Annotated in this window: 21 protein-coding genes; 5 read left to right on the top strand and 16 right to left on the bottom strand. The window is 40.2% G+C overall.

What is annotated here, in order from left to right:
• Positions 1–17: 17 nt before the first annotated feature.
• From KO561_RS16035 to KO561_RS16065, 7 genes are all read right to left on the bottom strand, one after another.
• Positions 18–1292, bottom strand: coding sequence for an ABC transporter substrate-binding protein (locus KO561_RS16035; protein ID WP_231094273.1), 1275 nt, complete (start codon positions 1290–1292; stop codon positions 18–20).
• Positions 1293–1384: 92 nt separating this feature from the next.
• The gene (locus KO561_RS16040) at positions 1385–2122 is read right to left on the bottom strand and encodes a response regulator transcription factor (protein WP_231094274.1); all 738 of its coding nucleotides are present in this window, start codon (positions 2120–2122) and stop codon (positions 1385–1387) included.
• 1 nt (position 2123) lies between these two features.
• Positions 2124–3956: a sensor histidine kinase gene (locus KO561_RS16045; RefSeq protein WP_231094275.1), complete on the bottom strand. Its 1833-nt coding sequence runs from the start codon at positions 3954–3956 to the stop codon at positions 2124–2126.
• Between the two features lie 121 nt (positions 3957–4077).
• The gene (locus KO561_RS16050) at positions 4078–6477 is read right to left on the bottom strand and encodes an FIMAH domain-containing protein (RefSeq protein ID WP_231094276.1); all 2400 of its coding nucleotides are present in this window, start codon (positions 6475–6477) and stop codon (positions 4078–4080) included.
• 168 nt (positions 6478–6645) lie between these two features.
• The gene (locus KO561_RS16055) at positions 6646–7698 is read right to left on the bottom strand and encodes an ABC transporter permease subunit (protein WP_231094277.1); all 1053 of its coding nucleotides are present in this window, start codon (positions 7696–7698) and stop codon (positions 6646–6648) included.
• On the bottom strand, positions 7685–8638 hold the full coding sequence (locus tag KO561_RS16060; RefSeq protein ID WP_231094278.1) for an ABC transporter ATP-binding protein: 954 nt from the start codon (positions 8636–8638) through the stop codon (positions 7685–7687). The genes KO561_RS16055 and KO561_RS16060 overlap by 14 nt, the downstream gene beginning before the upstream one ends.
• Before the next feature lie 2 nt (positions 8639–8640).
• Positions 8641–9798, bottom strand: coding sequence for a COG1470 family protein (locus KO561_RS16065; RefSeq protein ID WP_231094279.1), 1158 nt, complete (start codon positions 9796–9798; stop codon positions 8641–8643).
• Between the two features lie 149 nt (positions 9799–9947).
• On the opposite strand from KO561_RS16065, the gene KO561_RS16070 reads away from it, so the two are divergent.
• Genes KO561_RS16070 through KO561_RS16080 form a run of 3 tightly spaced genes read left to right on the top strand, consistent with a single transcriptional unit; the run spans position 9948 to position 11472 of the window.
• Entirely contained in the window at positions 9948–10532 is a 585-nt protein-coding gene (locus tag KO561_RS16070) for an RNA polymerase sigma factor (protein ID WP_231094280.1), read from the top strand.
• A complete protein-coding gene (locus KO561_RS16075; RefSeq protein ID WP_231094281.1) occupies positions 10522–11232 on the top strand; it encodes an anti-sigma factor domain-containing protein in 711 nt (236 codons plus the stop codon). Before KO561_RS16070 ends, KO561_RS16075 begins: the two co-directional genes overlap by 11 nt.
• Before the next feature lie 60 nt (positions 11233–11292).
• On the top strand, positions 11293–11472 hold the full coding sequence (locus KO561_RS16080) for a hypothetical protein (RefSeq protein ID WP_231094282.1): 180 nt from the start codon (positions 11293–11295) through the stop codon (positions 11470–11472).
• Positions 11473–11503: 31 nt separating this feature from the next.
• Here the strand turns inward: KO561_RS16080 and rbsK are convergent, their stop codons facing one another.
• The 8 genes from rbsK to KO561_RS16120 form a co-directional block, all read right to left on the bottom strand.
• Positions 11504–12391: a ribokinase gene (gene rbsK / locus KO561_RS16085; RefSeq protein WP_231094283.1), complete on the bottom strand. Its 888-nt coding sequence runs from the start codon at positions 12389–12391 to the stop codon at positions 11504–11506.
• Between the two features lie 4 nt (positions 12392–12395).
• Positions 12396–13205 carry an energy-coupling factor ABC transporter ATP-binding protein gene (locus tag KO561_RS16090; RefSeq protein ID WP_231094284.1) on the bottom strand — a complete coding sequence of 270 codons (810 nt, stop codon included), beginning with the start codon at positions 13203–13205 and terminating at the stop codon, positions 12396–12398.
• A 2-nt stretch (positions 13206–13207) separates the two neighbouring features.
• The gene (locus KO561_RS16095; protein WP_231094285.1) at positions 13208–14068 is read right to left on the bottom strand and encodes an energy-coupling factor ABC transporter ATP-binding protein; all 861 of its coding nucleotides are present in this window, start codon (positions 14066–14068) and stop codon (positions 13208–13210) included.
• On the bottom strand, positions 14065–14808 hold the full coding sequence (locus KO561_RS16100; RefSeq protein ID WP_231094286.1) for an energy-coupling factor transporter transmembrane component T family protein: 744 nt from the start codon (positions 14806–14808) through the stop codon (positions 14065–14067). Before KO561_RS16100 ends, KO561_RS16095 begins: the two co-directional genes overlap by 4 nt.
• A gap of 77 nt (positions 14809–14885) precedes the next feature.
• Positions 14886–15482 carry an ECF transporter S component gene (locus KO561_RS16105; protein ID WP_231094287.1) on the bottom strand — a complete coding sequence of 199 codons (597 nt, stop codon included), beginning with the start codon at positions 15480–15482 and terminating at the stop codon, positions 14886–14888.
• Positions 15483–15495: 13 nt separating this feature from the next.
• Positions 15496–16443, bottom strand: coding sequence for a nucleoside hydrolase (locus tag KO561_RS16110; protein ID WP_231094288.1), 948 nt, complete (start codon positions 16441–16443; stop codon positions 15496–15498).
• A gap of 194 nt (positions 16444–16637) precedes the next feature.
• Positions 16638–17582 carry an LCP family glycopolymer transferase gene (locus KO561_RS16115; RefSeq protein WP_408004878.1) on the bottom strand — a complete coding sequence of 315 codons (945 nt, stop codon included), beginning with the start codon at positions 17580–17582 and terminating at the stop codon, positions 16638–16640.
• A gap of 75 nt (positions 17583–17657) precedes the next feature.
• Positions 17658–18347, bottom strand: coding sequence for a copper homeostasis protein CutC (locus KO561_RS16120; RefSeq protein ID WP_231094290.1), 690 nt, complete (start codon positions 18345–18347; stop codon positions 17658–17660).
• Between the two features lie 260 nt (positions 18348–18607).
• Between KO561_RS16120 and KO561_RS16125 the strand changes: the two genes are divergently transcribed.
• Together KO561_RS16125 and KO561_RS16130 are read left to right on the top strand one after the other, a co-directional pair.
• Positions 18608–20725: a glycoside hydrolase family 3 protein gene (locus tag KO561_RS16125; protein ID WP_231094291.1), complete on the top strand. Its 2118-nt coding sequence runs from the start codon at positions 18608–18610 to the stop codon at positions 20723–20725.
• 48 nt (positions 20726–20773) lie between these two features.
• Positions 20774–22045, top strand: coding sequence for an exo-beta-N-acetylmuramidase NamZ family protein (locus KO561_RS16130; RefSeq protein WP_231094292.1), 1272 nt, complete (start codon positions 20774–20776; stop codon positions 22043–22045).
• A gap of 13 nt (positions 22046–22058) precedes the next feature.
• Here the strand turns inward: KO561_RS16130 and murQ are convergent, their stop codons facing one another.
• Positions 22059–22997 carry an N-acetylmuramic acid 6-phosphate etherase gene (gene murQ, locus KO561_RS16135; RefSeq protein ID WP_231094293.1) on the bottom strand — a complete coding sequence of 313 codons (939 nt, stop codon included), beginning with the start codon at positions 22995–22997 and terminating at the stop codon, positions 22059–22061.

A 22997-nucleotide genomic window follows, 5' to 3' on the forward strand; every position in this document is an offset into this window, starting at 1 on the left:
GTAGGGTGATGATTTTTTTATTCAGAGTCTGAAAGATGTTTATCGATACGTTCTTTCATTCCATCTAGAAGTTCACTTGGAGTGGCAGTCTGACCAAACAGTTGATCCAACCCTAGCAGAACCTCTTTATCAATCTCATTCCATTCTTTGTGAATAGGAAGTACCCTAGCATTTTCTGTTGGATTTAAAATAGCTAACTCCATGCTTTCACGAGAAGGATTTCCTTCTTGATTAATAAACTCGTCAGATTGCAAAACAGAATTTCGAGGTGGTGCAAAGAAAGTGGAAGTTGTGGTCATTCCTTCTTTACTTGCAAAAAATTTAATCACTTCCATTGCTTCCTCTGGATGCTCCGTACCCTCAAACATGACGTAACCTGCTTGCCCCATTAGAGGAAATTTACCTTCAGGTCCTGACGGGATAGGTGCAATGTCCCATGTAAAATCTTCAATACTTCTAGCTGTAGAAATGTAGCTATAGACATCGAAGAACATTCCTACATTGCCTGCTTCAAAAGCGACCTGATCCCCAGCTTTTGGATGTGACTCATCTTCAAACATCATTCGTTCTAGCATACCAAATGTTTTTTCTCCAGCTTCAGAGTTCCATGCAAATTCTTTCATGTCCTCACTAAACATGCCTCCACCATAAGACCAAGTGTGAGGAAGGAGATTTTGCCAATAGTTCCACTCCCGGAACATATTTGCCCCATACACTCCTTCATCTTGTGCAATCACTTTTGCAGCCTCTTCAAAAGTCTCCCACGTCCATTCCCCTTTTTTCTCCAGTTCTACTGGAGTTTCCAGTCCATGTTTTTCAAACAACTCCTTGTTATAAAACACAATATGTGGGGGTGTAGAGAACGGGATACCGTAAAGGTCTCCATCCGCTTCATATTGACTTAATGTTCCTGGAATTATGTCTTCAAAAGCAAAATCACTATCCTCTTTTAATGCAGACAGATCCTTCAAAATACCGTTATCAATAAATTGAGGAACCATTCTTTCTGCAGCCCAACCAATATCAGCTAGTTCTTTACCTGCTGCTAAAACCGTTATGTTTTGTTGATAATCGGCAAAGGGAGTTGTTTCAATATTAACTTTGATGTTTGGATGAGAAGGATAAAACTCTTCCTCTAACAATTTTTCGTACATCGCAATGTGATCATCATTCCCCCACATGGAGAATGAAATCTCAACTTTTTCGTTTTCTTCCGAATCGGCCGTTTCATTTGAACTACAAGCTGAAAGCGCTAACAAACCAATGATTAAAAAAAGGACAAATTTCTTCAATAGATTTCCTCCTTCATTCTTTTGATAGGTTCATTATAGATAAGTAGGAAAATCCTCAAAATGGGGGAATATTTAGATTTAGTATCTTTTTTTCAGTTTGTAGATACGTTTCTCTTATGTCTGTACTCGGAAGGTGTTTTTTCTGTCCTCTTTTTAAATGTTTTTAAAAAATGCTTTTCGCTTTGATATCCAACCAATTCGGCAACCTCATACACTTTCAATTCCGTTTCTAATAATAATTGCTTTGCTTTTTTTATTCTTAGATCCGTAAGATATTCTGAGAAATTAATTCCGGTTTCTTTTTTGAACCATTGACTAAAATAGCCTGGATGTAAGTGAACGAGGTTCGATATAGTGGACAAAGACAAATCCCGGTCCATGTTTTGCCACATATATCTACTAATCTTATTCATACTTGGGCTTTGTTCACTTGTACCTGATGTAAGACCATCTCTTCCCTTTAATTTCTGATGAACGGATTCCATCGCTTTTACAAACTCCCGACGATTAATCGGTTTTAATAAATAATCATGCACCCCATGCTTTAATCCTATCTTGGCATATTCAAAATCGTCGTAGCCACTAATAATGATGATGCTAAGAGAAGGATTTATTTCTTTCGCCTTCTCGATTAGGGATAATCCATCCATTTTGGGCATGCGTATATCTGTCAACAAAACATCAGGGGGATTATGACGTAGTAACTCAAGTGCTCGCTCCCCATCCTCTGCTTCCCCCGATATTGCAAAGTCATTAGTAAGATTCGTAATCAGCGCTTGTAATCCTTGCCGAATAATCTTCTCATCCTCCGCAACCAATACTTTAAACATATTACTCCCCCCGTTTTTTATAAGGTAACGCAATAAATACATCTGTTCCTTGCTCTATGTTACTATCAATATGGAGCCCGAACTTTTTTCCGAATAAGAGTTTTATCCTTTCATGAACATTCTTTAAAGCCACACCAGAGTGCTTATTCATTCCTATCCCTTCTTCTACTTCTATAGCATTTAGCTTGTTCATAAGCTGTTGCTGCTGTTCCTTAGACATTCCTTCGCCATTATCGCTGACTCTAATATAAAAGATTTGATTTTCCACCCAACCATCTATCGAGATCTTTCCGGACGTATTTCCATTATCTAGTCCATGTACAATAGCATTTTCTAAGATAGGTTGAAGGGTGAGCTTTGGTATTTTTGCCTTCCATAAATGACTCGGTATATGGACTTCGACTTCTAAACGATCCTCATAACGTAGTTGCTGAATATTTAAGTAGGATTGGACAAACTCTAATTCCTCACTTACATCAATAACGCTTTCCTTTTGGCTTACCGTATATCTAATTAATTTTCCAAGCGAGGAAACCATATCGGATATTTCATATTTACCATGGGTAATCGCCATCATATTAATAGATTCAAGTGTGTTATAGATAAAATGTGGATTTATTTGGCTCTGCAACGCCTTGATTTCCGCATCCTTTTCTCTTAATTCTGTTTGATACACTTGCTTTACTAGTTGATTAATTTGTTCCATCATCCGGTTGAATCCTTGCGAAAGCTCTCCAATCTCATCATTGGAATGAACGGCTACCTGTTGATTAAAGTTCCCTTCTTCTGCCAAGACCATTTTATTTCTCAAATCATAAATTGGAGAAGTAATTTTTCTCGTTACCAAAAGAGCAAGAATAACGGTGATGACGACAAAAATGAAAATAAGAATAATAGAAAAGATACGGAGGTTCTTAGATTCCTCTAACATTTCTTCTTCCGGAATTAACACTACGGATTGGATGTCTGAATGGGAAGGATTTTCCGTAATGGGTAAATAATTTATTCCATTGTAAGAAATTGTCTTGTCATCACTGTTCTCAATTTTATTTAAGAGATTATTCGTTGCTTCCCTTATCAAATCTAAGTTCGCCTCTTCATTTATAACCGCCCGGTTGTTTGGATGATGCTGATATACGTCACCGATTTGCTGATAGATTAAATTTCCTTGTTTATCGAGTATAATGGTCATCGCATCATCGGAGAAGTGTGTTTCTTCCATAAGAGATTGCAAGTATTCCAGATGTATGTCAATTTTTATAATTCCTATATGCTCATGTGTCGTTAAATCTCTTAATACCTTTGCCACAGAAAAGACCTTTTCATTGGAAGCAATGTAATAAGAAGGCGCGTGTGCAGCAATAATAATAGATTCACCATCCGCCCGTTTCACTTCTTTGTACCAGCTTTCTTCCTCTAAGTTAAAAGAACGGGGCTGGAGTCGAGATGAGCCTAAGTTACTAAAGATACTATGGTTATTCGTCAAAATTTGAATACCCTTTATCTCTTGCCTTTTGTATTTGAGGGTTGAGATAAAAGAGTTCATTTTTTCAATTTCACTATTATAAGGGTAATAATAGGTCTCGTCTGATTTATGTCTTTTTAATATATCTAATACTTCCTGATCATAGAGAGGCAGTAAGGTCATACGATGAAGCTCATTGACATATTGATCTATATTTTGATTGATTTGATTAATAATTTGAGTGGAGTAGTTGTATGTTTGATTCTTGAGAGTATGGGAGTACTGTACATAAGTAATCATACCTAATAGATTTAAAGGAATAAGAATAACTAATAAAAAAAGGATAATCATTTTATATTTTAAAGACATAGGCACAGCTCCCAAGATATGTTTGTATCTATTATAAATCTTTTATGAATCCGCTTACATTAAAAACCCTATACAAAGATCCCTTATGAAATGTCATAAAGGACCTTTGCAATTTTATCCATTATTCTTGTTCTCTTTTTAGTAGACTATTTATATCCTGTTCTAATAATGATTTCGCTTTACTAGACAGCAATTTTTGCTTAGATGGATGATGAAGCTGCTCTAAAAATCTACTTAGATGGTTTATTTCCTGTTCAGTCTTACCTTTATTATTGTGGTTCATTGCTTGTTGAAGACTGTTCATGAGCTGCTTATACATTGGGTGCTTGATCTCTTCTTCCTTATAAAAATATAGAAGCGTTTGTTGAATTAATCTGTAATCAGGAGTAATACGAATATCCAAGGAATTAGATGTAACAACCTTTCCCTTAAAATCAACCTCCGCCCATATCTCAAATGACCTTACTTCACCTACAGGTTCATCAATCTTTACTATTCCATCCCTATCTATGGTAACGATATTTGGATGAGACGTACCGTATTTTACTGTTGCCTCCTCAATTGGAAGTTCTGTTTCATCGTTAAGAAAGGCATGTATATCTGTTTGAAACACATCTCCTAGTGAGATACCAGTAAATTCAGAAGTTACTTCTACCCTTTCCAAGGAAGCTGTCTTCTCTGGTCGATGGATACCGTCCCCTATTTTTAGAGACTTGATATACATATTAGCACTAGCAGGGCTATCTGAACCGATTTTTATGAGATTAGAACTATTTTCTGATTTTGCCGTTGCAGACCATACAAATTTTCCATCCACATAGAGGTCGTAGGATGATTCCGTTGTTGCAACCACTCTATAGGTATGAAATTGAGATGTATCCATTGATATGGAGTGGTTAGCTGACATCAACCTATCTTGAACTGTACCCACTTCCCCATCATGAGTTAAGAAAATCGAATATAGTTTATTATTTACCCGGATAGACACTTCATTGCCGTTACTCGATCCATTCACTCTTGCATCAAACTCGAACGTAAATGCATCTGTTGGGAACTCTATATCTTTTTTTACTAAATAATGATAGGTTCCTCTTCCATTCGTACTATTTTCCAAAAGGTGAACATATCCATCTTCTTGCCTGACGAACCCGGTCGTATCAGTGCCTTTAGAAATAGTCCACCCCTTTTCATAGTCCGAAAAATCCTCATCTAACAGATTCCAATAGGTACCTTCTGGAATCACTTGTATCGTAACGGAATTAGATTCAACAATGGTACCCTCTAAAGTAACTCGTGCTTTTAGATCAACTGTACCTTCTTTAAGCCCATATATATCTCCGTTTCTAACCTCGGCTACTTCAACATCCGAGGAAACAAAATCGATTTGGGCAGAGGAAATATCCATTGGATCACCAGCTTTTGTTTCAGCTTCTATATGCAAAGGAATTGTTTCTCCCGCCTGCAAAACATGTTGATCAACTCGAATACCCACAAAGCCCAAGTCATCTTGCTCCTCTTCCGGTACTGATTTTGCTAAGGCGATTTTCGTACTTCCTCGTTGTCCTACCTCGTAAACCATATAGATTGTATCGCCTTCTTGGATATACGCCCTTGATGCAGCACGTCCGTTTTCCGGAAAATAATCAGATGCTGTGTAATAGGCACCACGATGAATTTCTTGATCAAAATTCTCTCCCACTTCCACTACATACTGATTACCTGAACTAGCATGAACCGTCACATAGTGTTTCCCTTTCCATGGAAAGTAGTAGGCCCCTGAAAGATTTCCTTTATGGTCTATCTCATCTTTGTTTATCGGTGAAATAAATGGCGTTCGCTGTGTTTCCCAATTCCGTCCATCATCAGACCAAGCCATATAAATCCTTCTTGTTCCATGGTTGTTCCCCATTAGCAACATGACATATTTATTTTGTTTAGATGGGATCGTATATTCAAAGACTCGTGCATAAGATGCCTCACTAATGTCATCAAAATCGGACGTATCCACTACAATCTTTTCGTACTCAAAATGGATACCATCCTCCGAAGTAGCAAGTCTTGTTTTACTATTCTCACCATGGAAATAAAGAAATAACTTCTGCTCCTCCTCTACCCATATTGGATGAGCGGAGGCAACATGAGAAACAGAATAATGTGGTTCCCATTCTCGACTTACGATTGGATTATGTTCGTACTCTGTCCATGGCCCTTCTATGGAATCTGCATAAGCCATACTAATCCCACCTGGGGCATCATGAGGTCCATAATACATGTAGTATTTTCCAAGAGGATTTTCGAAGTATTTTTCTGCGTGGATGATGGTAGGAAAATCAAATTCCCCAGTTGGATTATAGTCCATCTTCTCTGGATCAATAATGACTTTTTCATATTGAAACACAGGAAAATCAGAGATCTCTAACTTCTCTTCTGCAGATACCGGTTTAGTCATCAACAGCGAAACACCAACAAAAACAACCAATGATAAACATAAACTAATGGAAAGCGCTTTAATTTTATTCAATTACTCTTCTCCCTTCCTATTGAATGAAGTATTTCTTCCCGCCTCTAATCCTTATTATGAGAAAAAAGATGGGCGAAACGAAATACCCCTCTGTTTAGAAAAGGTATCTTTTTTATATTTCATCGATACTTTCATTCCCACAAAAAAGAACACCCCAAAGGGATGCTCTTAATTCGATCGAATCTCTTGTTTCATAAACAGTACATAAGAAATGGCAAAACAAATCATCGTCGCAGCGATGAGTCCGGTGAGTTGTGGCCAAATTAATAATAGGCTTTGACCTAAGGGAAGTGGCCCCGCAACTGCTCCTGCCGTTTGTTCCATTGTTAGTGGTCCGAGACTTCGAACAGATGGGGATAGCATTGTCGTAGTCGACTCACTAAACAAATAGTTCGGAGAAAGTCTCATCAAGTTCAATATCGTTCCTTGTTTCTCGATCACATCCGCTTGGCTCGTAGGATTTTCTGGATTTAGCATCGACTTGGAAATTAGTTTGATAATCATGTTGTAAAACATACTAAAAAAGATCCAAACTGCAATTCCTGATAAAGCGGATGTTGCGGCTTGTCGGAATCGAACGGAAAACAGGATGCCCAGATTTAACCAAAAAGCGATATACGCGACACATAACAGGAGGAAACAAATAACTCTAGCAAACTCCTCAAAAGTTGGCGGAATGCCTATAATCAATATTCCGAATGCCATGACCAAGAAGCCTAATGCAAAAAACAATACCGTATTTAGCAATAAAGCGGCTGTAAATTTAGCATTTAACACATAGTCTCTCGGAATCGGTTGAGCCATTAATCGACTTAGTGTTCCTTTATTTCTTTCGGAATTAATGGCATCGAATCCTAGAGCTATGCCTAGCAAAGGGCCTAGAAACGTAACAAACGTGATAAATGGAGGTAGCGTTCCATCGGAAACCGTAAATAGTTTCAGAAACAAGAAGGACCCTTTTGCTATCTCCTTCGCATCTTCTGACGCTGATATCGCATCTTTAATCGTGGAAACCGCTGTGTATAACGATCCCACACAAGTAAGCGTAATAATAAGCAGAAGAATAATAATCCTCCAGCTTGTAATATAATCAGTAAACTCTTTTCGCACTAGTGAAGTGAAAGCAAGTCTAAGTTGCTTTTTAGATCGCTCTTGTTCTACATTTTTTTCTTCCTTTGGACGAAATTTGCTTTTCAACGTTTCCACGTTAGGCAGGTTCATGTGTCTCACGCCCTTCGAAATAGCGATGATAAATCTCATCCAATCCATAGTTTTTACGGTGAATATAGTATAAATCTGCCTGTTCGTTGATGACTGCTCTAGCTAGTTCTGATGTTACATCATGGTCACAATACACATCTATTTTCCCTTCCAGTTTCTCGATGCGATTTACACCGTCCACTTGTTCTATAGTAGCTAGAAGAGCTTCATCCATTGGATTCGCGTGAACCCGAACGACGAATGTATCCTCAAAGAATAGCTGATCTGCTAGACTTACCAAGTCACCCTGTGCTAGGAGGCGACCATTTACAAAAATTCCCACACGATCGCAGATTTGCTGAACCTGGTGGAGCTGGTGAGAGGAAAGCAAAACCGTAATATTCTCTTCTGCATTCAATCTTTTAATAAGCTGCAAGAGTTCACGAACCCCTTCCGGATCAATACCAAGAGTAGGCTCATCCAAAATAATAACATCCGGGTCCTTCATCAATACGTCGGCTAAACCGAGGCGTTGCTTCATCCCTCTCGAATATTTGCCAGCCTTTTTACAAGCAGCTTGTTCCAGACCTACTTTTTGTAGCAAGTCTAAAGCACGTTCTCTTCCTTGTTTTTTTGGAATTCCGTTTAAGGCTGCTGTGAACATAAGGTTTTCCAAGCCGGTCATCTGTTGATAAAACCCTAAGTCGTCTGGCAAATACCCAACTCTTCTTTTTACATCAAGAGGATACCGTGTTGAGTTTATTCCACATACTTTTACAGCCCCTGAAGTTGGTTCACTCAGTCCAAGCATCATCAAAATAGACGTAGACTTACCAGCCCCGTTTGGCCCGAGTAATCCGAAAATTTCTCCCTTCTGAATTGATAGAGATAAGTGGTCCACCGCAAACTGATCGTCATATTTTTTCGTAATTTCTTCAAGCTCAATAATTGCTTCAGCCACAGTTATCTCCTCCCATATTTTCTAAACAAGTAATACATACCAGCTGCAACTGCAATGATGATGATTACTCCTACAAATCCCCATAATGTGGAGGTTTTTACGGAAACACGAAAGGTAGCTTCAGATGACGCTTCATCGGCTTCTGCTGTCAATGTAGTAACATAATCTCCCGCGATTGCATCATCTGGTGCCTTTAGAGTTACTTGAATCGTCTCCTTTTGACCCGGTTCTATTTTGGCAATTTTGCTCGTATCAAACTCCGTTTCCCAGTTTGGTGGAGCAGATGCCGAGACATCGACATTCGTTAAAGTTGCCGTACCCGTATTTTCAACGACTAAGTCCACGGTTTTATCTTCCCCTGCGGTGACATCCGTACTTAGTTTTCCAGATGGAGTTGTAAGCTTCAATTCATACGATCCTGTGATCACTGCTTCTAGAGTTGTTTCAGCAGATGTACTACTTGTTGCAGCTTTAATCGGTAATTGATACGTTTCCGCCTTTGCGTTTTTCGGTGGCGTGACCTCAACCGTAATTTCCTTTGATCCATTAGGTTCAACCGTTACGGACGTCACATTTTTACTGTCTGCTTTAAACTGTACTCCCCAGCCTTCTGGTGCACCAGAACTCAAGGAATAGTTTTGTTCTTCCGCTGTTCTATTTTTCAAGGTAGCCGTGTAAGTAAACGTCGAATCCGTATGTCCTTCCATGTTAGGTTGTTCTGAGGTCAGCTCGGTTTTAAAAGTTCCTTCCTCCGAAACCGTTGTGACAAAAGGTAATTCGGCACTCGTTCCTCCGTTCCCATTTGCAACAAGCTGGAACTGATAGTCCGCCTTTTCAACCTTCAAAGGTACCGTCACCTCTAACGTTAGCCCCTGTGAGCTGTTAGGTTGAACAGATAATTGCTGAATGTCTCTTCCATCTGATGTAATCGTCTGGGTCCACCCATCCGGTAGATTTTCAACCTCAAACGTTACATTTTGAATCGTCGAACCATCATTCATCACATCGACACTGTAGCTAATCGTTTCACCTGGCGTGACAGATAATCCTGTAAAAGGAGTATAAAGTGTCAACTCCCCTGCTGCTTGGACTGGTCGAAGTCCAAGTGTACTGCCAACCGTGAATAAGATAAGTACAATAAAGCCTAACTTCTTCAACATCTTCCCAATCCTCCTAAACTATAATTTTATTAAACTATTTACGTTCACCCATTGTACGGGCAGCTTTCCATTTTGGATTTGTTTTTCTGGAAAAAAACTTGTAAAATCTGTGATAGTTAACTAGGAACTGCGTGTTAGGAGGGATCAGAATGGATCGTGTCCAGGAAGATATCCGCCTCATGCGAGAAATCGCCCATGGTTCCAAAAGTGCGTTCCAAAACCTCTACGAAATGTATAGCAGCTTTGTTTACAGGATTGCCTACCAAGTCGTTCGGAACCAAGAAGAGGCAGAGGATATTTGTCATGATGTTTTTTTAGAAGTGTATCAAAAAACTGGGGAATACAAGCCTACCAAAGGTAGTGTGAGAGCATGGCTAGCGGTTAAAACCAAAAGCCGGAGCATTGACCGATTAAGAAAGAAAAAGCCGTTACTCGTTCAAAAATTAGAATACGTGGCTACACACCAGGAGGAGCCTGCTGATGCGCTAGTCTTTTCTCAGTTAGAAAGACAGCACCTTCTAAAAGCATTGAAAGCTCTCCCGAAGGAACAACAGCATGCGATATATGCCTCCTATTTTTTAGGTCAAACTCACCATGAATTAGCACGTTCTATGAATAAGCCATTAGGCTCGGTTAAATCTTTTATCCGATATGGTCTCAACAATCTACGAAAACAGAAAACGATCCTTAACTGGAGTAAGTCTAGTGGAGGTGAAGAGAAGAGTGAATTTTAATTCCCATCTCACAGAAGAAAAAATCATAGATTACCAGCTTGGAAATCTAGATATGGAAGAAACAGCTCAAATAAAGGAGCATCTCGATACATGTCCCACCTGCCAAAGCCATTTGGAGAATTGGAAGGATCTTTTACTTGACGTCCAACATGTTGAGAATGAACCATCTCCGCAGATGTATCAGCGACTCCAGCAAAGTATTGCCAATACGAAGGGTAGTATGAAGCAGAAAAAGAAATATTGGGTGTTCCCTGGCTTTGCAACAGCGGTTTGTCTCATCATGATTTTATTTACGATCTACGATTCGAAGGAACCAACTTACCAAGTCATGCATAATGACTCCATCAAAAACCAAGAGATGGTAACTAAACCACAGACGAAGCGGTTAACTATTATTCCAGTAAAAGACTTTGAAAACTTGCATGGCAATGTGTGGGTTAATAAGGAAACCAATGAGCTTTTAATTGAAGTGAGTGGCATCCATGATCAAGCAGATAAGGATTACCAGTTATGGATGCTTGATCAAGACAACCATTTGGAGAGTGAGATATTGTTCGTCCAAAACGGAACCGCAAAAATTCTTTACCGTGGAGAAAACGTACGGAACTTGCAAATGATAAAAGCAAGCCTCGAACCCCGTGGAGGAAGCTCAGAACCGACTGGTCCCGATACCTTCTTTGTACCTGTCAACTATAACTGATTATTTCCCCAAGGAACACCTAGCCAACTATAGGCATATGCTGAAGCAGAGGTGTTCAATATGAGAGGAATGAGACAGCTCTCTGCGTTCGTATTTTACTTTTTTCTTTTTCTAATTGGCTTTGCCATTTCTATTGTTTGGCTGATCTTTGTTATGCCACTTATGGGAGTGACAGCAACCTTTGTATGCCTTGGAATAGCTGCACTAGCTTATTTAATAGATATGTTTAGACGAATGTGAAACCCGCCCAGGCTTCAAGTCTGGGCGGGTCTTATATGTCCTTCATTGCAGGGATAGGAGGCTGGGCACCTTCTTTCAAAATTACAATTCTGGATACCTTTGTAGCCAGTTTCATAGCATCTGCAATGGAAAGTCCGCTCAATATTCCAGTTGCAAAACCCGCATTATACGCATCACCCGCTCCAGTTGTATCTACTGGCTGTAACTGTTCACTCTCGACCACTTCGTAGGAATCGGATGTTACATGGACAGAGCCTTTTCCACCTAAAGTTGTGATGACATGTTTTACTCCTTGTGAAAGGATGCTACGGGAAGCTATGACTACACCCTCTAACGAGTCTATCTTTTGTCCACTTAATAAAGCAAGTTCATGTTCATTCGGTGTTAAAAAATCAACGTTTTGTAAAAGTTGAGGTGTTAACACTTGGGCTGGGGCCGGGTTAACCACAACCGTTTTTCCTTTGGCATTGGCAACCTCTACTGCTTTTTCTATGACTGGAAGTGGAACCTCTAGCTGCACTAACAGTAGGTCGCACGCCTCAAAAAGTTGTTCCTGGTTTGCGATATCTTCTACAGTTAAAGCATGATTCGCTCCTGGAACAAGTACAATCGAATTCTCTCCATCCTTGCTCACTTGAATCATCGCTGTCCCAGTTTGTCCAGCTTGTTTAATACCTTCCGTGTTCAAACCCTTCTGTTGAAAATGCTCGAGGATTGTTGAACCAAAATCATCCTCCCCTACCGCTCCGATAAAGGACACATTCGCTCCTAACTGCGCAGCAGCGACAGCTTGATTTGCACCTTTCCCTCCAAAAAAACGTTCGTATCCATTGCTTAGAATCGTTTCACCAGGTCGAGCGATATGATCGACAGATAAGACGAGATCCATGTTAATACTACCAACAACTAATATATTCATCTTCTCACCTCTTCTCTAAAAGAATATGCTCCATAAGCTCTTCTTTCGTTAGAACTGGTTCTTTTAGTCCTAGCTCTTGTCCCAGACTTGCATAGAAAGGGGGCTTTAACATGCTTTTTTCCAAAATCGTTGGATTCCAGAAAATATCCCGCTGCATCCCATCGGCAATTTTTTCCCCTTGCGCCATGACGATAACTCGCTCAAAATGACGGACAACAAAGTCCATGTCATGTGTGATCGTAATGACAGTTTTTCCTTTCTCTTGCAATGCATCTAGCAAGTAGCCGATTTGTTGGAGACCAATCATATCCTGTCCAGCTGTCGGTTCGTCCATGATGATGATATCTGGATCCATCGCGATGACCGATGCTAACGTGACAAACTTTCGTGTTGAGTAAGGTAGGTCATATGGGTTTTCTTTCATGACGTCCTTCATTCCGGTTAACTTTGCCGCATATTCCACGTGTTCCTTAATCTCTATATCGCTCCACCCCAGATTTCGAGGACCAAATGCTATCTCGGCATATACATCACTATGAAAAATCTGATCATCTGGATTTTGAAACACATACCCGACTCGTTTCGATAACTTGGCGGTTGTAAAGTCTTTCGTATTCCAATCTCCAAGAAAGACATCCCCAGAGATAGGTTTTAGTAACCCGTTCATTAGCTTTACAGCGGTAGTTTTCCCAGCTCCATTTTGACCGATTATGGCGACACGTTCTCCTTTTTCGAAGGATAGATCAAAGGTTCTTAGTGCAGTTGTTCCATCGGGATATGTAAAACTAACCTGTTCCATTCGTAATACCGTCATGCTCATCCCTCCTTCCTCGTAACAATGGACTCAAGCTCTTCCAACAACTCACGCTTATTTAGAGGGAATGTTGAAAAAGAAAGCCCCTTCTCCTTCAAGTCAAAATACATAGAAGCAATCGAGGGAACTGCAATATGGAATGAAAGATAATCAGGATTAGAAAAAACGTCTGCCGTTTCCCCTTCCATGACCACTTTCCCATCTTCCAAGACAAATAGATAATCTGCATATTCCATCATCAAATCCATCTTATGCTCCACAAGCACAATCGTTTTTCCAAGCTCTTTCAGTGTTCCAATCATTTTAAAAATTTCCTCTGTACCTTGTGGATCCAATTGGGAAGTCGGTTCATCGATAATAAGGATATCCGGATCCATGACTACGATAGAGGCTAAAGCAACTCGTTGACGTTGACCGCCTGATAACTCAAAGGGGTTTTTGTCCCGAAGATGCTCAATGTCCACCTGCTTCAAAATCTTATTTACGGATTCGATGATCACTTCTTCCGGAATACCAAGATTCTCTAAGCCGAAAGCTATTTCATCAAAGACGGTTTCCTTCACACCAGATATTTGAATAAAAGGGTTTTGAAAGATATAGCCAATTTTACCGGCAACATCACCTAACTCCATGTCGAGCATAGATGCTCCTTCTAACAGGATCTGTCCCTCCACATCACCTTTATAAAAATGCGGTACAAAGCCTCTCAATAGATGACATATCGTTGTTTTTCCAGAACCATTGTTGCCAATAATTCCGTATAACTTTCCTTTCTCTATTTTTAAGGAAATATCCTTTAAAAGGAAATCATGACTTGTTGGATATCGATAGGAAACGTTTTGAAGCTCAAAAACGTTCGTCAACTTAACACCCTCCCTATTATCAAGCCTATGATGATCAAAATAAACACGATTGGCAGTACTCTATCTATTGGCCCTTTGGTTAGCTTATGAAGGTTTGTTTTTTTCGTTTTTTTCATAAAGGCTCTTGCCTCCAACGTAATAGCCCGTTCCTCTGTACTTGCAATCGAAGACAGAATGAGTGGCGTAAGGGTAGGAATAAAAGCTTTGGCTCTTACCCAAACACTTCCTTCTGTTTCGATTCCTCTCGTTTTCTGGGCATCCATGATTATTTTAGAATGCTTTTTCATTTCCGGAATAATTTGTAGGGTGGATAGGACGACATATGCTCCCATTGGTGGAAGTCCAATATCTTCTAGGGATTTTACAAAGTCTCGAATCGTAGTAATCCTAAAAAATAATAGAAATGCTGAACCGATGGCTAAAATTCTCGACGTCATCATAAGTCCATACTGGATACCTTCCGCTTTAATTGTTAAAAAACCAAACTCCCATACCACTTCATTTCCTGGATAAAAGAAAGCTTGCATAAAAAATACGACAACGAGTAAGAAAGATAATGCTAGAAAGACATTTTTCAAAAACTCTTTATGTACACCTGCCAAAGCAGCAATTACAATACATACAGGAAACATACTGAAAGCAAACCAATAGGAAGATACAATAAAGACCGAAATGGCTATCATCAAAGTAAAATAAACTTTTGTTAACGGATGTAATGATAAAATCCAATTCTTTTGCACGCTTTTGCCCCCCTTTTTGAGAAAGTGACTCTTTTCACAAAGTTTTGTGTAGAAAAGAGTCACCGTTAGGATGTAACTTACTTGTTTCTCTTCATGTATAAGTGACCATAATTTAGTTTAGACAGATAACGATCGGACATTAACTGAACGATATAATACACAATCAATACAGATACGATTTTGTCTGCAACCTCCGAAATGAAAGTAGATGAGAATACAGCTCCCCAAATTTCTTGACCTGCAGCAAGGAAAGTAGCCGTGATCAAGGCAGAAGTATTACCAGTTGCGCCTCCAAACACTAAAACCGTAATAGGTGCGGAAGTGATGATAGCGATAAATGTAATAATAATAGCAGAGATAAGGGCTTTCGGAATATTTTTGAACATCCCTTTCTTTGATAGAAGACCAGTACCAAAACCAATGGCAACAGATACAATCGCATATGGGAAGTAAATCGGGTTAAATATACCGTTAATTAAATTCGTTACAAGCCCAGCTAAAACAGCGACCCAAGGGCCCGCAATAACGCCGATTAGAATCGTTCCAATTGTATCTAAAAAGATAGGTAATCGAAGCACGCTCGCAATTTGAAAACCAACTAAGTTAATGGCTACTCCAACCGAAATTAGTAGCATTGCCATTACATTAAAATCATCTTTGAACCTTCTTTTCACTTTCTTTTCCCCCTTAAGAACAAATGGTTACTGCTCTTAAAAATAATGAAACTAATCTTTCACGATCTACCTCATACAGTACTTTTACATTAGGTGTTTGACCGCTTCTTCGGTCATAGTCGACAACGGTTGCCCCATTTGTGTGGGTTCCATGTCGTTCCACGGTTACAAAATACTCTTCCCCTTGAAATAAAGTAGGATCAACAACATAGGCAACAGCACATAAGTCGTGAAGTCGGATGACATCGTTAAAGTTTTCCTCGTGGAAAGGCGTTTTCTCCCCTCCATCTTGGTAAAAGCGGATCATCGAAACTATTTTTTCGGATAGATCGGTTTGCAACGCTTCTATGGAACTGACATCATCTTGACTCAAATAAGCTTTGTGAGTGACATCCAATCCACTCATCACAACAGGGATGCCAGAACGAAAGACAATGTCTGCTGCGTCTGGATCTACGAAAAGATTAAACTCTGCGGTAGGGGTAACATTCCCTCCCTTAGCCGCTCCTCCCATGATGGAGATTTGTTTGATCTTCGATTTCAAATGAGGATAAGATAATAAAAGTGCGCCAATATTCGTTAGTGGCCCAGTTGCAATGATCGTGATAGGCTCGGCGGCTTTGCTCAGCACATCAACCATTGCTTCTATCGCAAACCGCTTGCTTTCCACACGCTTAGACGTCGGAAATGTTACATCTCCGATTCCACTTTCTCCATGAACATGGTCCGCTATTTGAAGCTCCTTGTAGAACGGTTGATCCAATCCTCTCGCGACTTCCACATCTTTGCCTATGTAATCCAAGAAATTTAAGGCATTAGAAACTGTCTTATCTTGTGTTTGATTACCAGCACTCGTTGTAATCAAAAGTATGCTCAGTTCTTCACTAGCAAAAGCAAATAATAAAGCCATGATGTCATCAATGCCTGGGTCACAATCGATTATCGTCGGTATTCTTTGCAAGGTTTCACCTCCCTTTGATAACTTGATATCGCTTTCGAAAGCGGTTACTGATTTTCCCTACTATCATAATCGATTCCAAGAAAAATTCCTATACCTTTTTGTAAAATATTTCACAAAACCGGCAGTGACAGTCACCACCCGGTTTTTGTCAAAAAAACCAAAAAAAAGAGCGAGCATAGGCCCTCTCTTCCTTATTATGAAGTCGATTTTTCTAACATGGAATGCACTTTTGCAATTTCATCATCGGAAACAACAAGATAGTATGTGCCGTCAATGCTTGTGCCTTCCCCTTGTACCATATAACTCGTAAAGTTTTGACGAGTGTCACGGTAGTTGGCGAATAAATCTTGCATATCTGCAAAGTCCATATTCGTCACAACGTTATCCCCTAACACATCAAGGATATTATCAATTTTATTAACTGAAGCAATACTTGCTCCTTGCTCGATAATGCCTTGTATCACTTGTCTTTGACGTTTTGTACGTCCGAAGTCTCCCTCTGGATCAAAGTGTCTCATTCGAACAAATCCGATTGCTTTCGCCCCATCCAATTGGATTTCTCCTTCTTCAAAATGGTAGCCCTTTTGGTAATACCCTTCATCATACCAATCAATCTCATTGTTTACGGTAATACCACCAACGGCATCTACCATATCGGTTAAGCCTTCCATATTAATACGAACATAGTAATCTAGCTCAATGTCTAGGAAATTTTCTACCGTATCAATAGACATGTCCACACCACCAAATGCATAAGCGTGGTTAATCTTATCCTCTGTGCCACGACCAACAATCTCTGTTCTTGTATCACGTGGAATACTGACTAGTTGCATACTGTCTGTTTTCGGATCAAGAGACATCACCATAAGCGCGTCAGAACGACCACTATCGCTATCACGCTCATCCACGCCTAAAAGAAGAATATTCAGTCTTTCTTGTTCCTTTATTTTTTCCTTTGTTATTTCTGTATCAATGGTATCCACCTGTTGATGGATCTCCTTACTAACGGTTTGCTTTGCATCATGATATATAGAGTAAGCGTATCCTCCTGTTGTCAAAAGAAGTACGACTACCATTCCAATTGTAATTTTCAACCAGCGCTTTGACTTTTTCTTCGTTTCACTAGATTCTGTCAATATCCTACACCTCTTTTTTCACAAAATACTAACATTCGACTATTATACTATAAAACTGTCATGTTATGTTTAGTAAAATTATGAAGATTTCACGAGGCTCTTTAATTTTTTTATTCTTTCTGTATCGATTGGTTTCTCATAGGATGAGTCGTGGCGTACCGCTTTTCCAAAATGGATTTCTTTGGCTGGAAAGGCTGCTAAAAATTCCGAAATATTGTCTAAGGACAACCCAGCGCCAGCCATTAAAGTTGGTCCTTTATGTCCTACTTGTTTTTGCATAGTACGAAACTCGTTTACCGCTTTTATTGCTGTGTCTTTCCCTCCAGAGGTTAGGACTCGACGAATTTGTGGATACTGTTGAAGCACCTCCATTGCTTCAAATAGGTCTCTCGATTCATCCAAAGCTCGGTGAAACGTGACATCTAATCCAACGGACGCATGTAATAATTCCTGAAGGGCACCTTCATCAATCTTACCTGATTCGTTTAAAACCCCAATCACTACGCCTGTTGCCCCTAGTTTTTTGCACTGCTCGATATCTTTGATCATGACTTGCAAATCCTTAGAGGAATACACGAACCCTCTACTATGTGGTCGAATCATGACTTGGACCGGTATGGTTAAAGCTTGGCACACTTGTTGAATGATCCCATAACTTGGCGTAAGCCCTCCTTCTAACATTCCAGCGACTAATTCAATCCGATCTGCTCCTGCTTTCTCCGCAATGAACGCATCCTCTAAGGAGTCTGCGATGACCTCTATTTTCATACGTAATCCATCCTTTTTTCATAGTCAAATAGTCTTTCTAGCTCAATGTTTTCTAGGTATTATTTCCTTCCTGTACCGTAAAAATTTTGTCGTACAATCAGTTCTAAAGTGGTATAGACAACTATATAATAACTCAATTACTATTTAATTGGAAGGCTTTTTGTCTTCTGGACATGATAAAGGAAGGGAGGGTAAAGATTCCATCCAAGAAAATGTATAGACAATTATGAAAGCGATACCAATCAGAAAGGTGGAAATGTATGAAGAAAAAGACAACGAAAATTACAACCTTATCCGTTTTTTCTATACTGTTGCTTTTTACACAATTGTTCTCACCCATCCAACCTGTTCAAGCTGAAGAAACAAACGATGTAGTGGATATTATCCTTCTGCAAAATGTTCCTGAAGTGGACAGCGAGATTACCGATAATACGATTGCATTAGATGCATTAAAAATATTTGAAGATGGACATTTTGAGTTAGTGACGAAGGATTTGTCCTGGAAGTCTACAAACAAAAATGTCGCATCTGTGGATCAAGATGGAGAAGTAACGATTTCTGGTAAACCAGGCAGAACGTTTATTAAGGTATCTTACGGTTCCTTCTCTGATCGCATCGCCGTTGATTTTAAGCCTGATCGTTCCAAAAAGAAAAGAGGGAAACCCGATTTTACGGCTAAGTTAGTCAAATCTAAAGGAAGCCAATACGACATCGTGTCCCATGCAGTCGATGGCATGACGTTAAAAGAAAAAATCGGGCAAATGCTTATGCCTAGCTTCCGCAATTGGGAAGGGGAAAACGTAACGGAAATGCTGCCAGAGATTGAAGCACTCGTCAAAGAATACCATCTCGGTGGTGTTATTTTATTTAGAGAAAATGTTGTCACAACAGAACAAACCGCTGAGCTCGTTTCTGCTTATGAAGAAACGGCTGAAAAGTATGGTTTACTTCTTACAATCGACCAAGAAGGCGGGATCGTTACTCGCCTCCAATCAGGCACAGATATGCCAGGTAACATGGCATTAGGTGCAACAAGATCAGAAGACTTATCTAATCAAGTAGGACAAGCTATCGGGGAGGAGCTTCAATCCCTCGGTATTAATATGAACCTTGCTCCTGTCTTAGATGTGAACAATAACCCAGACAATCCGGTCATCGGGGTTCGGTCATTTGGAGAATCTCCTGAGCTTGTAGCGGACTTAGGTATTGCTTATACAGAAGGCTTACAAAGCGCTGGAGTCGCTGCAACTGCCAAGCATTTCCCTGGTCATGGAGATACAGCTGTCGACTCCCACTTAGGTCTACCAGAAGTTCCACATGATCTAGAGCGTTTAAAGGAAGTGGAGTTATATCCATTCCAGCAAGCGATGAAAGCGGGCATAGATGCTGTAATGACAGCACACGTTACGTTCCCTAAAATCGACAACACGAAAGTGATCTCCAAAAAAGATGGAACAGAAATCGCCTTACCTGCTACCCTATCCAAAAAAGTATTAACAGATCTAATGCGTAAGGACATGGGCTTTGAAGGAGTCATCATTACGGACGCCTTGAATATGGATGCCATTGAAGACCACTTCGGGCCGGTCGATGCTGCGGTAAGAGCCGTTCAAGCAGGGGCTGATATCCTTCTTATGCCGGTCGGATTAGAAGAGGTTGCTGGTGGCCTTGTGGATGCCGTGAACAACGGAGATATTTCGATGGAAAATATTGATGATTCCGTGGAAAGAATTTTAACGTTGAAAATCGAGCGAGGTATCATCAAATCTGATGTGACCACATCTTTAGCAGACAAGATTGCCAACGCAAAAGAAGTAGTTGGATCAGAAGCGCATAAACAAGTGGAACAAGCTGCATCCGAAAAGTCGATAACATTAGTAAAAAATGAGGACAATGCCTTACCTCTATCCGCTTCTTCAGAGGATAATGTGGTCGTTGTTGGAAATTCTCAGATTGATAAGCTTTATACAGAGATGAAAGCACTACATGAGAACACGACACTGATACGTTCGTCTGAGCCGTTAAGTGCAGATCAGCTTGAACGTATAGAAAATGCGTCTGCAGTCGTGGTTGGTACTTACACGTATAACGTCTCTGGCCGCTCTCCAAGTAGTCAACAAATGCAACTTGTGAACCAATTAATAGAAGTTTCTGAGGATGCACCTGTAATTGGGGTTGGTATAAGAAATCCATACGACATCATGGCTTACCCGACTATCGATGCTTATTTAGCCCAGTATGGCTTTAATCAATCTAGCTTTGAAGCTACTGCAAAAGTGATTACAGGTCAATTAAATCCTACTGGTCAATTGCCTGTAACGATTCCTAGCTATGATAGTGGCGTTCTTTATGAGTTTGGGCATGGTCTAAATTACTAAGAGGAAGCACCCTTCCTGGGTGCTTCCAAATTCGAAAGGGGTAATGAGATGAAGAAGTGGATTGTTGGTTTTTTAGCCGTTTGCTTAGCGCTTTCCTCGCTTTCGGTTGTTCTGGCAGAAGGAAATCAATACGGAAAAGAGAAAGGCAAACATAACCCTCATAAGTTTAAGCTTGGGGTCGAGGTTCTACTGGATGAACAAAAGGATTTAATTGAAGGCAAACGAGTTGGTCTCATTACAAACCCTACTGGTGTGGATCGGGACCTAAACAGTATCGTTGATCTTTTGCATAATGATCCAGATGTAGAATTAACAGCCCTGTATGGTCCAGAGCACGGGGTAAGAGGAAGCGCTCAGGCAGGGGAATACGTAGAGTATTACATCGATGAACAAACAGGGGTACCTGTTTATAGCCTTTATGGACAAACAAGAAAGCCTACGCCAGAAATGCTCGAAAACATTGATGTGCTCCTATTTGATATTCAAGACGTTGGGACAAGATTCTATACGTATATTTATACGATGGCCTATGCAATGGAAGCAGCGAAAGAAAATAACATTCCTTTCGTTGTCTTAGATCGTCCGAACCCGATTAATGGGGAAGATGTAGATGGGCCTGTGTTAGATCCTGAATACTCCTCTTTCGTCGGTAAATATCCTATCCCACTCCGTCACGGTATGACGGTTGGAGAACTAGCAAAATTATTTAACAACGAATATGGAATTGGGGCAGATTTAACCGTTGTAGAAATGAACGGCTGGGACCGAGATGACTACTATGATGAAACTCCATTAGAATTTGTACTACCATCTCCAAACATGCCAACATTAGATACAGCGTTAGTGTACCCTGGTGCTGCTCTTATTGAAGGAACAAATGTATCAGAAGGACGTGGAACAACAAAACCATTCCAGTTGATCGGGGCACCATTTATAAATAGTACAGAGCTCGCGAAAGCATTGAATGATAAAAATCTACCTGGTGTCGACTTTAGAGCAGCATCCTTCACTCCATCTTTCTCGAAGCATAGCGGAGATCTATCCAACGGAGTTGAAATTTACGTAAAAGATCGCGATGACTTCTCTCCTGTTCTTACAGGACTACATCTAGTAAAGACGATCCACGACATGTATCCAGATGATTTCGAATTCCGCGCTGAAAATAGTGCTGGTGTTTCCTTCTTCGATTTATTAGTAGGAAATGGCTGGATTCGAGATGCTATTGAGGAAGGCAAATCAGTAGAAGAAATTCAGAAGCAATGGGAAGCTGACTTAAAGGACTTTAAGGATCTTAGAAAAGAATATCTCTTATACAGATAAGAGAAAGGACGCATCACGAACGATGCGTCCTTTCTGTTGCATTATTTTCTTCTGTCAAAGCGGCCATTGCATGAGGGAAATGATCTCCATATGCCTTTAATGTCTCTTTTGCTTTTTCTATTTCAATCCCAAACATGATCATGAGGATCGCAATTCTTGTATCTCCTTCCGCTCGATGGGAGAATTCTTTTGCCACTTCCTCTCCTACGCCGGTGATTTCCGTAATAATCGAGATCGATCGCCTTCTAAGCTTCGCGTTCGTTGCTTGAAGATTCACCATATAGTTCTGATAGACCTTCCCCAACTTAATCATTGATGTAGTAGAGATCATATTCAATACCATTTTCTGTGCCGTTCCAGCTTTCAGTCTCGTTGACCCCGTGACAATCTCCGGACCGACTGGCACTTCGATTGGATACTTGGCAACGGTGGAAAGGACAGAATTCAAGTTACAGCTAAGTCCTACTGTAGGGATATTCTGTTCATTTGCGTACTCCAATGCACCTATTACATAAGGCGTTCGGCCACTCGAAGCAATTCCGACGACTAAATCTCGGTTGGTCAGGACTTCTTTTGCCTTGTTCCTCCCAGCTTCTATATCGTCTTCCGCATTTTCAACGGCATAACGTAGCGCGTGATCGCCTCCTGCGATAATTCCATTGATTAATGTACTAGGCACTCCAAATGTTGGTGGACATTCCGAAGCATCTAACACCCCTAATCTTCCACTTGTTCCAGCACCAAAGTAATAGACTCTGCCTCCATTTTTCAAACAAGCCACTACTTGGTCAATAGCTACTTCAATTTGAGGTATTGCCTTTTGCACACGATCTATTACTGTACGATCTTCACTATTCATCAACTCAATAATTTGTTTTGTCGAAAACGCATGAAGATTTTCCGATTGTTCATTTTTCATCTCTGTCACATTTGATAAATTTGTATCCGTCAT

It is taken from the genome of Radiobacillus kanasensis (genome assembly GCF_021049245.1).
Taxonomy (GTDB): domain Bacteria; phylum Bacillota; class Bacilli; order Bacillales; family Amphibacillaceae; genus Radiobacillus; species Radiobacillus kanasensis.